Here is a 13,350-nt window from a genome sequence, read left to right as displayed (position 1 = left end):
GTGACGAAAGATCTGTTTCCCGACAGGGTTTCAGCAGGGGTGGACAGTGAAGAGAACGCTCGGCATCGGGCTCGCCGTGGTGCTGCTGGTGGGCGTGGTGACCGCCATCGTCCTGGGACAGGGCGACGACCGGCCGCCGTTGCAGACCGTGCGCGGGGTGATCGGGTCGGAGAAGCTCGCCTTCTTCGCCGACCAGCGGGTGAAGGACGTGTTCGCGCGGCACGGGCTGGCCGTCGAGGTGGATCCGGCCGGGTCGCGGCAGATCGCGACGGCCGTCGACCTGGACCGGTACGACTTCGCCTTTCCGTCGTCCGCGCCGGCCGCGGAGAAGATCCAGCGGGACCGCAAGGCCGCGCGGACGTACGCGCCCTTCTCGTCGCCGATGGTGGTGGCGACGTTCGACCCGATCGTCGACCTGCTGACGAAGGCCGGCGTGGTCAAGTCCGGGCCCGGCTACCCGACGTTCGACGTGCAGGCCTATCTGGACCTCGCGGCCAAGGGCACGCGGTGGGACCAGCTGCCCGGCAACACCGCCTACCCGGCGCGGAAGAACCTGCTGGTCACGACGACCGACCCGCGTGACTCGAACTCCGCGGCGATGTACCTGGCGATCACGTCGTTCGTCGCCAACGGCGGCGTCGTCTCGTCGCAGGACGCCGAGGCCAAGGTGCTGCCGTCGGTGTCGAAGCTGTTCCTGGACCAGGGGTACACGCAGAGCAGCAGCGAGGGCCCGTTCGAGGACTACCTGTCCGCGGGGATGGGCAAGACGCCGCTGGTGCTGGCCTACGAGGCGCAGTACGTCGACCGGGTGGTGCGCGGCGACTCGACGATCCAGCCCGGCATGAAGCTCCTCTACCCGGCGCCGACCGTGCTGTCGAAGCACACGCTGGTGCCGTTGCGCGAGAACGGGGACCGCGTCGGGCAGCTCCTCTCGACCGATGCCGAGCTGGGCAAGCTCGCCGCGACGTTCGGGTTCCGCACCGCCGATCCCAAGCACTTCAACGACATCGTCAAGGAGAAGAACCTGACCGTGCCGCAGACGATCGTGGACGTCGTCGAACCGCCCGCGCACGAGACGCTGGAGCGGATGCTCGAGGCGATCGCGAAGCAGTACTGACATGGCGGACTTCGTGCTGACGCCGCCGGAGCCGGTCGCACCCGTGCCGGTCGACCGTGCCGCCGGACTGATCCCCGTCGACGCCGGAGTGCGGACGGAGCTCTCCACCAGGGCAACGGCTTTCGTCGACGCGGTGAACGCCGTCGACCCGCAGTCGCCGGACTTCGGCCGCATCGTCGACGACGCGCTGGTGCTCGGCGAGGCGGAGATGCGGGTGGCGGCCCAGATCGCGGGCCGGCTGCTCGACCGCACGCTCGCGTCCGTCTCGTCCCCGCACGGCGCGCAGCTGTCGACGAGCCTGGCCGAGCTGCGCCGGTCGGTGAAGGAGCTGGACCCGGCCGACCTGTCGAAGCTGACCGGCCGCAAGGTCCTCGGTTTCCTGCCCGGCGGCAACGCGGCCCGCGGCCTGCTGGCCCGGCTGCGCGCCGCCGACGAGCCCGTCAACCGGATCGTGCTGAAGCTGCGGTCCGGCCAGGACGCGTTGAAGCGGGACAACGCCGCCATCAAGGGCGAGCGGCAACGCCTGTGGGACCTGATGGCGAAGCTGTCGCAGGACGCCGCCTTGGCCGCCGCGATGGACGAGGCGGTGGAACGCCAGGTGGCGATCCTCGACCTGGCCGATCCCGCACGAGCCCAGGCGTTGCGCGCCGAGGTGCTGTTCGGTCTGCGGCAACGGCACCAGGACCTGCTGACCCAGCTCGCGGTGTGCGCTCAGGGGTACCTGGCGCTGGACGTGGTGCGCCGCAACAACGACGAGCTGATCAAGGGCGTCGAACGCGCCGTGAGCACCACCGTGACGGCGTTGCGGATCGGTGTGGCGGTCGCGGCGGCACTGGCCGGGCAGCGCGAGGTGATCGACCAGGTCGACGCCGTGCGCGGGCTCACCGACTCGATCCTGCGCTCCAACGCTGCGGCGATGTCGTTGCAGGGCCAGGACGTCCAGCGCATCGCGGCGACGCCGGCCGTCGGCATCGAGGCGGTGCGGACGTCGTTCGACCAGATCTACGCGGCGATCGACGCGATCGACACGTTCAAGGCACGCGCCGCCGACTCGATGTCGAGCACGGTGTCCGCACTCGACGCGGAGATCCGGCGCGCCCACGACCACCTGAGCCGTCAGCACTCCCAGGAGCAGTCATGATCCGCCGTCTCGTCCCGGTAGTCGCCGTCGCGGCGCTGCTCGCGGGATGTTCCGACGAGGCCGACCCTGCCACCCCGGTCGGTGAGGCAACCCCCGGCACCCTGCGGGTCCTCGCGGGCAGCGAGCTCGCCGACCTCCAGCCGGTCCTCGACGAGGCCGCCAAGGCCACCGGCATCACCGTCAAGTTCAGCTTCACCGGCACCATCGAGGGCGCCGACAAGGTCGCGAGCGGCGCCGCCGAACAGGGCTTCGACGCCGTCTGGTTCTCCTCCAACCGCTACCTAGAGCTCGTGCCGGACGCCCAGAAACGCCTCGGCACCCCGGCCAAGGTCATGTCCTCCCCCGTCGTCCTCGGCCTGCCCGCCAGCAAGGTCAAGGAGCTCGGCTGGGACGGCAGGCGCGTCGGCTGGGCCGAGATCGCGCAGGCCGCCGGGGCGGGGAAGTTCAGCTACGGCATGACGGACCCGTCCGCCTCCAACTCCGGGTTCAGCGCGCTGGTCGGGGTCGCGGCCGCGCTCTCCGGCGAAGGGGCCGCGCTCGACGCGAACCGGATCGCCGCCGTCGCGCCGCAGCTCAAGCAGTTCTTCTCCGCGCAGAAGCTGTCCGCCGGGTCGTCGGGCTGGCTGGGCGAGGCGTTCCAGCAGCACGCGAAGGACCCGAACGCCAAAGTGGACGGTCTGATCAACTACGAGTCGGTGTTGCTGTCGCTCAACGCGACGCTCCCCGAGCCGTTGACGCTCGTCTACCCGAGCGACGGCGTGGTGACCGCGGACTACCCGCTGACGCTGCTCACGGCGGCGAACTCCGAGGCCCGTGAGGCGCACCGCAAGCTCTCCGAGCACCTCAGGTCCCCCGACGTCCAGCGCAAGATCATGGAGACCACGCACCGACGGCCGGCCGTCCCCGGCGTGCAGCTCGGGGCTGAGTTCGCGGTCAAGGACCTGGTCGAGCTGCCGTTCCCCGGCAGCCAGTCCGCTGTGGACGGTCTGATCACCACGTACTTCGACCAGCTGCGCCGCCCGTCCCGCACGCTCTACGTGCTCGACACGTCCGGCTCGATGCAGGGCGACCGCATCGAGAGCCTCAAGCAGGCGGTCTCCGGGCTGACCGGCGCCGACGAGTCGCTCGCCGGGAAGTTCAGCCGGTTCCACGGCCGCGAGCAGGTGACGCTGCTGCCGTTCAGCAGCACCGCCAGGGCACCGCTGGAGTACGAGGTGCCGCAGAACGACCCGCGGCCGGTGCTCGAGCAGATCCGGACCACCGCGACGGCGCTCGACGCGTCCGGCGGCACGGCGATCTACAGCAGCCTGCGCGGCGGGTACGACGTGCTGCGCCGGCAGATCGACGCCGACCCCGACCGGTTCACGTCCGTCGTGCTGATGACCGACGGCGAGAACACCGGCAGCGAGGACGCCACGGACTTCCAGCTGTTCCACACCACCCTGCCACCGGACCTGAAGAGCATCCCGATCTTCCCGGTGCTGTTCGGCGAGAGCGCGACCGCCGAGATGGACCAGCTCGCGAAGCTGAGCGGCGGCAAGGTCTTCGACGCCCGCAGCCGGTCGCTCTCGGCCGCCTTCAAGGAGATCCGTGGCTACCAGTAACCCCGTGCTGCGCTACCTGGGGTCGTGGAAGAACCTCGCCGGCTGCACCGCGGGGCTCGTGGGCCTGCTGCTGCACTTCACGGGCCTGGCCGGGTCGTACTGGGTCGTGGTCGTCCTCGGCCTGTACGGCGTGGGCGCGCTCGCCGCCCCACCCGAGCGGATCACCCTGGTGACCGATCCCGAGGAGGAGGCGGGCGCGCTGAAGAGGGAGCTGGACGCGCTCGTGGACCGCGTCCACGGCCTGCGCGTGCCGGCCGAGGTGCCGCCGAGGCTGGCGGAGGTCGCCGAGGTCCTGCACGGCATGCTGGACCGGCCGCGCGCGTTGCGGGCCGACCCGGACGCCCTGCACGCCGTCACCAGGCTCGTGGGCACCGACCTGCCGCTGTCCGTGCAGACCTACCTGAACCTGCCGTGGTGGTACGCCGCCGCACGCGGTTCCGGCGCGGAACTGGTGCGGCAGCTCGACCTCCTGCACGCCGACGCGGTGCGCACCGCCGAGCGGTTCCACTCGGCGGACGCGCAACGCCAGGCCGACCACACGCGCTACCTGGAGGACCGGTAGGTCAGACGATCGCGGCAGCCGCGGCACGACCCGCGGCACGGCCGGAGAACAGGCAGCCGCCGAGGAACGTGCCCTCCAGCGCGTTGTAACCCATCATGCCGCCACCGCCGAAGCCGCTCGCCTCCCCGGCCGCGTACAGGCCGGGCACGGGCGTCCTGCCGTCGGCCAGGCACCGGCCGGACAGGTCGGTCTCCAGGCCTCCCAGCGTCTTGCGGGTCAGGATGTTCAGCCGCACGGCGATGAGCGGACCGTTCGCCGGGTCCAGGAACCGGTGCGGCTTCGCGGTGCGCAGCAGCTTGTCACCGCGGTAGGAGCGGTGCTGCTGCAGGAAGACGACCTGCGTGTCCTTCGAGAACGGGTTGGTGAGCTCCCGGTCGCGCGCTTCGAGCAGGGCGCGCACCGAGGCCTCGTCGATCAGCTCGGCGTCGCCGACCTTGTTCATGCCCGCGACGAGCTCGGTCAGGGTGTCCGCGACGACGAAGTCCGCGCCGTGCTTCTTGAACATCTCGATCGGCGAGTTCGGGTTGTTGCCGCGAGCCCTCGCGAGCAGCAGCTTCAGGTCCCTGCCGGTCAGGTCGGGGTTCTGCTCCGAGCCCGACAGCGCGAACTCCTTCTCGATCACCTTCTGCGTCAGCACGAACCACGAGTAGTCGTAGCCGGTGCCGCGCAGGTGGCCGAGCGTGCCGAGGGTGTCGAAGCCGGGGAAGTACGGCGCGGGCAGGCGCTTGCCGGTCGCGTCCAGCCAGATGCTCGACGGTCCCGGCAGGATGCGGATGCCGTGGTTCTCCCAGATCGGGTTCCAGTTCCGCAGGCCCTCGACGTAGTGCCACATCCGGTCTTCGTTGATCACGCGGGCGCCCGCGGTGCGGCTGATGCCGATCATCCGGCCGTCCACGTGCGCCGGCACGCCCGCGACCATGGTCTTCGGCGGCGTGCCGAGGCGCTCCGGCCAGGACGCGCGGACGAGGTCGTGGTTGCCGCCGATGCCACCGGAGGAGACGACCACCGCCTGCGCCGTGTACTCGAAGTCGCCGACCACGTCCCGCGACGACGCCTGGCCGCGCTCGATGGTGCTCGGGGCGAGCAGCCCGCCGCGCACGCCGGTCACCACGCCGTTGTCGACGACGAGCTCGTCGACCCGGTGCCGGAACCGCATCACGATCCGCCCGGCGGCCGCGTGGGCGCGCACCCGCCGTTCGAACAGCTCGACGACGCCGGGCCCGGTGCCCCAGGTGATGTGGAACCGCGGGACCGAGTTGCCGTGCCCGTTGGCCCTGCCGTCCCCGCGCTCGGCCCACCCGACGATCGGGAACACCTTGAGGCCCATGGCCTTCAGCCAGCTCCGCTTCTCGCCGGCCGCGAAGGCGACGTACGCCTCGGCCCAGCGCCGCGGCCACTCGTCCTCGGGGCGGTCGAACTGCGCGCTGCCCAGCCAGTCCTGCCAGGCGAGGTCGTGCGAGTCCTTGATCCCCATGCGCCGCTGCTCGGGGCTGTCGACGAACAGCAGCCCGCCGAGCGACCAGAAGGCCTGCCCGCCCAGCGACTGTTCGGGCTCCTGGTCCAGCAGCAGCACCTTCTTGCCCGCGTCGGCGATCTCCGCCGCGGCGGTCAGCCCGGCCAGACCGGCCCCGACCACGATCACATCGGTGTCCACGCGCACTCTCCACATCGTCCTGACCCTGCGGCGCCACTCTCCTCGGCGCGCCCGCAGCGAACCAGATGACTTGTCAGTCCCGGACAGCTAGGTTTGTCATCGTCTGACAAGGAGTTGCCCCGTGCCCGAATCACGCGACCAGGTGCGCCGCCGGATCACCGGCGACGACGCCCTGCTCGTCGAGCACCTCATGGACGTCATCCTGGCGGAGATCCCCGGCTACCAGGTGCTCGACGCGGTGCAGCTGGCGGAGGTGCGCGCGCAGATCCGGTGGAACGTCAGCCGGGTGCTGGAACTGTGGGCGACCGGGACGTCGCTGACCGAGGCCGACGCCAACCGGTTCCGCGGGGTCGGCGCGGTGCGGGCGCGCGACGGCAGGCCGCTCTCGGTGATCCTGCGCTCCTACCGGGTCGCCGCCAGCGCGTTCATGGGGTACGTGGCCGACCGCTTCGGCGAGGTGCTCACCGCGCGGGACATGGCCGACCTCACCAGGGTGTGGCTGGCCGCCGACGACAAGCTGTCCGACGCCCTGCACGACGGCTACCAGGCGGCGGAGAACTCGATCAGCACCGACCGCGACCGCGCGATCGGGCGTCTGGTCAGCGACCTCGTGCTCGGGCGGCACGCCCACGAGGGTGCCTTCGTCGCCCGGCTGCGCGAGCTCGACGTGCCCCTCCCCCAGCGGTTCACGGTCGTCGTGCTCCAGTCCGCCGCGGCCGTCGACGCCGTGCTGCCCGCCGTGGCGGAGCCGGTGATGCACGCGGTCATCGACGGCACCGGGGTCGTCGTCACCGGGCAGGCCGACCTGAAGGCGCTGCACCGCCGCGGCGCGCGGTGCTGCGTGCTCGCGGACATCGGCGCCAACGAGACCCCGCGCTGGTACCGGCTGGCGAGGGCGTGCCTGGACCGGGCGCCCGCGGACCGGCTGGTCCTCGACCGGGGCGACGCCGAGGTGCTCGCGCTGCTCGCCGGGCGGGCGGACGCGGACCCCGAACGGGCGGCGTCGACCGTGCTGGCGGGGATCGCGTCCCAGGAGCACCTGACCGAGACGCTGGACGCGTTGTTCGTGGCGGGCAACGCCGAGGAAGTGGCCGTGCGGCTGGGAGTGCACCCGCAGACCGTGCGCTACCGGTTGCGCCGGATCACGGCGATGACGGGACGCGACCCGCGCCGGCCGTGGGACCTGTTCGTGCTGCAGTGCGCGAGGCTCGCGACGCGGTAACCTCGCGATCATGCGGTACGTGCGGGTCTTCGCGGACGAGAGCGGCGCATCGGCCTTCGAGGACGTCGAGGTCGAAGGCACGCCGACGGTCACGGTCGAGGGTGTGCCGCCACTGCTGGTGTCCGGCCCGTTCCCGGCGTCGGCGATGCTGGTGGTCGAACAACCTCCGGGCGGCACACCGGACTGGGAGCTCCACGTGGCGCCGCGCCAGCAGTGGCTGGTGGTGTTGAGCGGAAAAGCCGCCGTCACCGTCTCGAACGGCGAGCGGCGCGAGTTCGGTCCCGGGTCGCTGCTGTCCTTCGAGGACACCGAGGGCGAAGGACACCTGTCGACGCCGCTGACCGACGACCTGTCGTACGCGATGTTCCCGCACTAGCCCGGAAATTCAGCCCGGAAACCCGATCGCCGCCGACAGGTCCCGCGCCGCCCCCGCCACGATCCGGCCGAGCTTGTCGAGCTGCGTGCCGATGCGTTCCTTGGGCGCCGACACGTTCAACGCCGCCACGATCCGCGACGTGAAGTCGTACACCGGCGCGGAAGCCGCGACCACACCGCGTTCCAGCTCCTCGTCGGACGTCGCGTAGCCGCGCTCCCGCACGCGTCGAAGTTCGGCCACCAGCGAGTCGAGGTCGGTGATCGAGTTCGGCCGCGGCGAGGGCTGCTCCAGCACGGCGAACTGCGCGTCGGCCCGCTCGCCCTCCTCCAGCACCGCCGCGTCGTGACCGTGCTCGGCGTACCAGACCTCCAAAGAGGACAGATCCCAGTCGCTGATCAACGCGCGGCCGGACGGAGTGCGCCACGCCGCGGTCGTCACGCCCTCCCAGCCGGTCGTGTGGAAGCGGTTCGGGCTCAGCTCGCTCATCAGCGTCAGCACGTTCCCGCCGCGCAGCACGCACAGGTGCGCGGTCTCTCGGGTCACCTGGGCGAGGTGTTTCAGCCGCCCGCGCGCGTTCCAGGCGAGCGCGCCCTCGGACGTCCTGGCGGCCAGCGCGTACAGGCGTGACCCGAGGCGGTAGCTCAGCGAGTCGAGGTCGCGTTCGACGAGCCCGGCCTCCGCCAGGGTCGCGAGCGTCCGCGACACCACCGTCTTGTCCCTGCCGACGAGGGTGGCGATCCGGACGACGCCGAGGCCGCCCGCCTGCACCGCCTCCGGCCGGCCGAGCACCTCCAGCACCTCGATGTCCCGTGCCAGGCCTGCTGAGTTGCGTCGAGATCCCTGCATGACGGGGCACCCTACGAGGCACGTTGCCATATTGCCAACACCTGTTGTGCATAAGACACCGCCAAACCTACCGTTCCCGGCCATCGGCACCGTCGCCGAAAGGAGCACCGTGACCGCACCCCTCGACGAGTTCCTCGCCCGCCGCTGGGAAGACCTCGTCACGCTGACGCTGCAACACCTCGCCGTGGTGGCACTGAGCCTCGCGATCGCCACCGTTCTCGGCGTTCTGATCGGACTTCTGGTGTGGGACAAGAGCGTCCCGCGCTCGGCGGCCCTGACCGCCGCCGGCATCGCCATCACCATCCCGTCGCTCGCCCTGCTGGCCCTGCTGAGCCCGGTCCTCGGGCTCGGGTGGGCGCCGACGGTGGTGTCGCTGGTCTTCTACTCGCTGCTGCCGATCGTGCGGAACACCGTGGTCGGCCTGCGGGAGGTGCCCGCCCACCTGGTCGAGTCGGCGCGCGGCATGGGCATGACCTCCACGAAGACGCTGCTGAGCATCCAGCTGCCGCTCGCGTGGCCGGTGATCGTGACCGGCATCCGGGTGGCCGCGCAGCTCACCGTCGGCATCGCGGCGATCGCGGCCTACGTCGCGGGGCCCGGCCTCGGCTTCTACATCTTCAAGGGGCTGTCGTCGCTCGGCTCGGTCAACGCGCTCAACTTCGCCCTCACCGGCACGATCTGCGTCGTGCTGCTGGCGCTGCTGATCGACGGCGCCTTCGTCCTCATCGCCCGCTACAGCACCTCGAGGGGTCTCCGTGTCTGAGCCTGGAGTCGGCATCGAGCTGAGCCACGTCACCAAGCGGTACGCCGGTCAGCAGCAGGCGGCCGTCGAGGACTTCTCGCTGAGCGTGCGCCCCGGCGAGCTGGTCATGTTCGTCGGGCCGTCCGGCTGCGGCAAGACCACGACGATGAAGATGATCAACCGGATCATCGAGCCGACGTCGGGGTCGATCACCATCGACGGCCGCGAGGTGCTGTCGCTCGACCCGAACGAGCTGCGCCGCCACATCGGGTACGTGATCCAGCAGATCGGCCTGTTCCCGCACATGACGATCGCGGACAACATCGCGACCGTGCCGAAGCTGCTGGGCTGGTCGAAACAGCGCACGGCCGAGCGGGTCGACGAGCTGCTGCGCACGGTCCAGCTCGACCCCGGCACGTTCGCGCACCGCTACCCCAAGCAGCTCTCCGGCGGTCAGCAGCAACGCGTCGGCGTCGCCCGCGCCCTGGCCGCCGACCCGCCGGTGATGCTGATGGACGAGCCGTTCGGCGCCACCGACCCGATCACCCGGCAGAAGCTGCAGGCCGAGTTCCTCAAGCTGCAGGCAGACATCGGCAAGACGATCATCTTCGTCACGCACGACTTCGACGAGGCGATCCGGCTCGGCGACCGGATCGCGGTGCTGAGCGAACGCAGCCGGATCGAGCAGTTCGACACGCCCGCGACCATCCTCGCCTCCCCCGCCAACGACTACGTGGCGAGCTTCATCGGCCACGGCGCGGGCCTGATGCGACTGGCGTTGATCCCGATCTCCGACGTCGAGCTGGACGCGCCGGACCCGGCGGCGCCGGCGGTGGACGCGGACGCGTCGTTGCGGGACGCGCTGGACCTGCTGGTGGTCACCGGTGCGGAGCGGGTCAACGTGTCCGGTGCGAACGGGTCGCTGACGCACGCGAGGATCTCCGCCGCCCTCGGCAAGGCGAAGCAACCGGTGGAGGCGTCATGAGCGTCCACACCGGACAGATGCCGCGGCTCGCGCTCAAGCGGTTCGTCACGCCGGTCGCCGTGCTCGCGGTCGTCGCCGTGCTGTTCCTGTGGATCAGCACGCTGACGCTCGACTCCATCGAGCAACGCACCCTCAACTCCACCTACCTGCTCGACCGCACCTGGGAACACCTGGTGCTGACCGTGGTCTCCTCCGCGCTCGTCGCCCTGCTGGCGATCCCGGCGGGCATCGCCGCCTACCGGGTGAGGTCCAGGGCGGTGCGGGCGTTCGTGATCGGCCTCGGCAACATCGGCCAGGCCACCCCGGCGGTCGGTGTGGTGATCCTGCTGGCGATCGTGTGGCAGACGGGCTTCTCCACCGCCCTGGTCTCGCTGGTCGCCTACTGCTTCCTGCCCGTGCTGCGCAACACCCTGACCGGCCTCGACCAGGTCGACCACGCCACCCGCGAGGCGGCCAGGGGCATGGGCATGACCCCGCGCCAGGTCCTCTGGCGCATCGAGCTCCCGCTGGCCTCGCCGGTGATCCTGGCCGGGCTGCGGACCGCTCTCGTGTTCTCCGTCGGTGTCGCCACCATCGCGACGTTCATCAACGCGGGCGGCCTCGGCGACATGATCGTCAACGGCCTGAAGCTCCAGCGCTACCCCGTGATCGTCGCCGGCGCCGTGCTCGTCGCCTCGATCGCCGTCCTCATCGACTGGGCCGCCGGCCTCGTCGAGGACCTCGTCCGCCCCCGCGGTCTCTAGAGTCCCTTCCGCCACAAAGGAACCCTCCATGTACAAGCGCGCCCTCATCGGTGTGCTCGCCCTCGGGCTGGCCGCCTGTTCCAGCTCCCCGAACGCGAGCACCGAGGCGAAGAGCAGCGATCTCGCGGGCCTGTCCGGCCAGATCGGCTCGAAGGACTTCGCCGAGCAGTACATCCTCGCCCACCTGACCACCAAGATCCTCAACGCCCACGGCGCGACGCTCGAGGCCAACACCAAGCTGGTCGGCTCGGCGAACGTGCGCCAGGCGTTGGAGAACAAGCAGTTCGTGGGCTACTGGGAGTACACCGGCACGTCCTGGATCACCTACAACAAGCAGACGACGCCGCTCAAGACCGAGCAGGAGCAGTTCGACGCGGTGAAGAAGGCCGACGAGGCCAAGAGCATCGCCTGGGTCGCGCCCGCGCCGTTCAACAACACCTACACCTTCGCGATCCGCAACGAGAAGGCGAAGGAGCTCGGCGTCTCGAAGATGAGCGACATCGCCAAGCTGCCCGCGAACGAGCGGACGTTCTGCATCGAGAGCGAGTTCTCCACCCGCGACGACGGCTGGCCCGGCGTCTCGAAGACCTACGCCTTCGACGCGCCGAAGGACAACGTGAAGCTGCTCGACACCGGCGTCATCTACACCGCCACCAAGGACGGCAAGGACTGCAACTTCGGCGAGGTGTTCGCGACCGACGGCCGCATCGCCGCGCTCGGGCTGACCGTGCTGCAGGACGACAGGACGTTCTTCCCGATCTACCAGGGCGGGTTCACGCTGCAGGCCGACGTGCTCAAGAGCCACCCGAAGATCGCGGACGTGCTCAAGCCGATGGCGGAGAAGCTGACCACGCAGGAGATGCAGAAGCTCAACGCCAAGGTCGACGTCGACGGTGACGAGCCGGACGAGGTCGCCCAGGAGTGGCTGACCTCCCAGGGACTGATCTGATGCGGATCGGGGAGAGCTTCGTCGGCGACGGCGTCAACGCCGCGCACATCAACACCGTGCTCGGTCACCGCGACGGGCCCGCCGGCACCGCGTGGGCGACCGCGCTCGCCACGCCTTCCGCGGGGCACGTGCCGTTCGTGGCGGTGCTGCGGCCTTCGTTGCCGGTCAAGCCCATGACGTTGTTCGTCACGAAGGCGGCGCCCGCGAACGACGAGCACGGGCTGCTGATCTGGGGTCCCGCCCAGGCCGGTGTCGCCGCCGGGGTCGCCGACGCGGTGGCCGAGGGCAGCATCCCGGAGCCGGACACGTCGACGCACGTGCTGATCGCGGCGGTCTGGGTCAACCCCGGCGCCGACGACGCGGACACCGTCTACCGCAACAACCGCGAGGCCACGCGGACGGCGCTGGCCAACGGCGCCAAGGACCTGCCGTCCGTCGCGGACGTGCTGGCCGCCAGGGACACGCCGAGCAACCCCTTCTACACGCCACAGGAGAGAGCGTGACTGCGCAGTCGAAGAACCTGACTGTCGGTTTCATCGGGCTCGGCAGCATGGGCTCGGGCATGACCCGCAACCTGCAGAAGGCCGGGTTCGGGCTGGTGGTCAACGACATCCGCCGCGAGGCCGCCGACGAGCTGGTCGCCGACGGGGCCCGGTGGGCGGACACGCCCGCCGAGGTCGCCGCCGACAGCGACCTGGTGATCACCATGCTGCCCACGCCCAAGCACGTGCACGAGGTCGTGAACGGCCAGGCCGGTGTGCTCGCCGGGATCGTCCCGAGCGGTACGTGGGTCGACATGTCCACCTCGGTGCCCGAGGTGGCCGACGAGGTGCGCAAGCGCAACCCCGGCCTGCACGTGCTGGACGCGCCGGTCAGCGGCATGTCGGTGGGCGCGGCGAACGGCACGTTGCAGATCTTCGTCGGCGGCGACGCGGACGACGTGACGCGGCTCCGGCCGGTGTTCGAGGCCATGGGAGACCAGGAACGCATCCTGCACGTCGGCGGGCACGGCGCCGGGTACACGGTGAAGCTGATGCTGAACCAGCTGTGGTTCTCGCACCTGGTCGCGACCGCCGAGGTGCTGGCGATCGGCGTCAAGGCCGGGGTGGACCTCGGCGTGCTGCGCACCGCGCTCGTCAACAGTCCCGCGCAGAGCAACTTCGTCGAGCACGACGTGCTGTCCGTGCTGGACCACGGCGACTACGACGAGGGCTTCGCGATCGCGCTGGCCTGCAAGGACCTCGGCCTGTCGACGGATCTCGCGGCGTCGGTCGGGGTACCCGCCGAGCTGTCCGCACTCGTCGAGCAGATCTTCCGCCGCGCTCGCGCCAGCTACGGCGACCGCGCCGGGGAGATGACCCCGATGAAGCTCTACGAGGACCTCATCGGGGTCGACCTGAGGCTGTGAG

At 70.6% G+C, this 13,350-nt stretch carries 14 protein-coding genes; 12 read left to right on the top strand and 2 right to left on the bottom strand.

Annotation, left to right across the window (positions count from 1 at the left end; all coding sequences use genetic code 11):
* The first annotated feature begins 46 nt into the window (after positions 1 to 46).
* Genes ACFWV3_RS07085 through ACFWV3_RS07070 form a run of 4 tightly spaced genes read left to right on the top strand, consistent with a single transcriptional unit; the run spans position 47 to position 4,424 of the window.
* On the top strand, positions 47 to 1,117 hold the full coding sequence (locus ACFWV3_RS07085; RefSeq protein WP_382409205.1) for a hypothetical protein: 1,071 nt from the start codon (positions 47 to 49) through the stop codon (positions 1,115 to 1,117).
* Position 1,118: 1 nt separating this feature from the next.
* Positions 1,119 to 2,258 (top strand): toxic anion resistance protein, encoded by a 1,140-nt coding sequence (locus tag ACFWV3_RS07080; protein WP_382409203.1) that lies wholly within the window; start codon positions 1,119 to 1,121, stop codon positions 2,256 to 2,258.
* Positions 2,255 to 3,862 carry a substrate-binding domain-containing protein gene (locus ACFWV3_RS07075; protein ID WP_382409201.1) on the top strand — a complete coding sequence of 536 codons (1,608 nt, stop codon included), beginning with the start codon at positions 2,255 to 2,257 and terminating at the stop codon, positions 3,860 to 3,862. Before ACFWV3_RS07080 ends, ACFWV3_RS07075 begins: the two co-directional genes overlap by 4 nt.
* Complete coding sequence (locus ACFWV3_RS07070) at positions 3,849 to 4,424, top strand: hypothetical protein (protein ID WP_382409199.1); 576 nt, start codon at positions 3,849 to 3,851, stop codon at positions 4,422 to 4,424. Before ACFWV3_RS07075 ends, ACFWV3_RS07070 begins: the two co-directional genes overlap by 14 nt.
* 1 nt (position 4,425) lies before the next feature.
* Here ACFWV3_RS07070 and ACFWV3_RS07065 read toward each other — a convergent pair whose 3' ends face one another.
* Entirely contained in the window at positions 4,426 to 6,093 is a 1,668-nt protein-coding gene (locus ACFWV3_RS07065) for an FAD-binding dehydrogenase (RefSeq protein WP_382409196.1), read from the bottom strand.
* Positions 6,094 to 6,199: 106 nt separating this feature from the next.
* Here ACFWV3_RS07065 and ACFWV3_RS07060 point away from each other — a divergent pair, with 106 nt between their 5' ends.
* Complete coding sequence (locus ACFWV3_RS07060) at positions 6,200 to 7,300, top strand: PucR family transcriptional regulator (protein WP_382409194.1); 1,101 nt, start codon at positions 6,200 to 6,202, stop codon at positions 7,298 to 7,300.
* Between the two features lie 10 nt (positions 7,301 to 7,310).
* Positions 7,311 to 7,676 carry a hypothetical protein gene (locus ACFWV3_RS07055; RefSeq protein WP_382409192.1) on the top strand — a complete coding sequence of 122 codons (366 nt, stop codon included), beginning with the start codon at positions 7,311 to 7,313 and terminating at the stop codon, positions 7,674 to 7,676.
* Between the two features lie 9 nt (positions 7,677 to 7,685).
* Here ACFWV3_RS07055 and ACFWV3_RS07050 read toward each other — a convergent pair whose 3' ends face one another.
* Positions 7,686 to 8,522, bottom strand: a complete 837-nt coding sequence (locus tag ACFWV3_RS07050; RefSeq protein WP_382409190.1) for an IclR family transcriptional regulator — start codon at positions 8,520 to 8,522, stop codon at positions 7,686 to 7,688.
* 109 nt (positions 8,523 to 8,631) lie between these two features.
* Here ACFWV3_RS07050 and ACFWV3_RS07045 point away from each other — a divergent pair, with 109 nt between their 5' ends.
* From ACFWV3_RS07045 to ACFWV3_RS07020, 6 genes are read left to right on the top strand one after another with little or no spacing between them, the layout of a single operon-like run.
* Complete coding sequence (locus ACFWV3_RS07045) at positions 8,632 to 9,285, top strand: ABC transporter permease (protein WP_382409187.1); 654 nt, start codon at positions 8,632 to 8,634, stop codon at positions 9,283 to 9,285.
* Positions 9,278 to 10,249: an ABC transporter ATP-binding protein gene (locus tag ACFWV3_RS07040; protein WP_382409185.1), complete on the top strand. Its 972-nt coding sequence runs from the start codon at positions 9,278 to 9,280 to the stop codon at positions 10,247 to 10,249. The genes ACFWV3_RS07045 and ACFWV3_RS07040 overlap by 8 nt, the downstream gene beginning before the upstream one ends.
* Positions 10,246 to 10,992, top strand: a complete 747-nt coding sequence (locus ACFWV3_RS07035) for an ABC transporter permease (RefSeq protein WP_382409183.1) — start codon at positions 10,246 to 10,248, stop codon at positions 10,990 to 10,992. The genes ACFWV3_RS07040 and ACFWV3_RS07035 overlap by 4 nt, the downstream gene beginning before the upstream one ends.
* A 28-nt stretch (positions 10,993 to 11,020) precedes the next feature.
* Entirely contained in the window at positions 11,021 to 11,941 is a 921-nt protein-coding gene (locus ACFWV3_RS07030; RefSeq protein WP_382409181.1) for a glycine betaine ABC transporter substrate-binding protein, read from the top strand.
* Entirely contained in the window at positions 11,941 to 12,444 is a 504-nt protein-coding gene (gene fae / locus ACFWV3_RS07025; protein WP_382409179.1) for a formaldehyde-activating enzyme, read from the top strand. Before ACFWV3_RS07030 ends, fae begins: the two co-directional genes overlap by 1 nt.
* The gene (locus ACFWV3_RS07020) at positions 12,441 to 13,349 is read left to right on the top strand and encodes an NAD(P)-dependent oxidoreductase (protein WP_382409177.1); all 909 of its coding nucleotides are present in this window, start codon (positions 12,441 to 12,443) and stop codon (positions 13,347 to 13,349) included. Before fae ends, ACFWV3_RS07020 begins: the two co-directional genes overlap by 4 nt.
* Position 13,350 lies beyond the last annotated feature (1 nt).

This window comes from Lentzea sp. NPDC059081 (assembly GCF_042738015.1).
In the GTDB taxonomy this organism is placed as follows: Bacteria; Actinomycetota; Actinomycetes; order Mycobacteriales; family Pseudonocardiaceae; genus Lentzea.
Note: the sequence above shows the minus strand (reverse complement) of the source record. Positions and strands in the feature narration are given on the sequence as shown.

Excerpts from the sequence above, each read along its gene's own strand:
- ACFWV3_RS07030 (WP_382409181.1), top strand. The coding sequence starts at position 11,021 with ATGTACAAGCGCGCCCTCATCGGTGTGCTCGCCCTCGGGCTGGCCGCC.
- ACFWV3_RS07075 (WP_382409201.1), top strand. The coding sequence starts at position 2,255 with ATGATCCGCCGTCTCGTCCCGGTAGTCGCCGTCGCGGCGCTGCTCGCG.
- ACFWV3_RS07050 (WP_382409190.1), bottom strand. The coding sequence starts at position 8,522 with ATGCAGGGATCTCGACGCAACTCAGCAGGCCTGGCACGGGACATCGAG.
- ACFWV3_RS07080 (WP_382409203.1), top strand. The coding sequence starts at position 1,119 with ATGGCGGACTTCGTGCTGACGCCGCCGGAGCCGGTCGCACCCGTGCCG.
- ACFWV3_RS07035 (WP_382409183.1), top strand. The coding sequence starts at position 10,246 with ATGAGCGTCCACACCGGACAGATGCCGCGGCTCGCGCTCAAGCGGTTC.
- ACFWV3_RS07055 (WP_382409192.1), top strand. The coding sequence starts at position 7,311 with ATGCGGTACGTGCGGGTCTTCGCGGACGAGAGCGGCGCATCGGCCTTC.
- fae (WP_382409179.1), top strand. The coding sequence starts at position 11,941 with ATGCGGATCGGGGAGAGCTTCGTCGGCGACGGCGTCAACGCCGCGCAC.
- ACFWV3_RS07065 (WP_382409196.1), bottom strand. The coding sequence starts at position 6,093 with ATGTGGAGAGTGCGCGTGGACACCGATGTGATCGTGGTCGGGGCCGGT.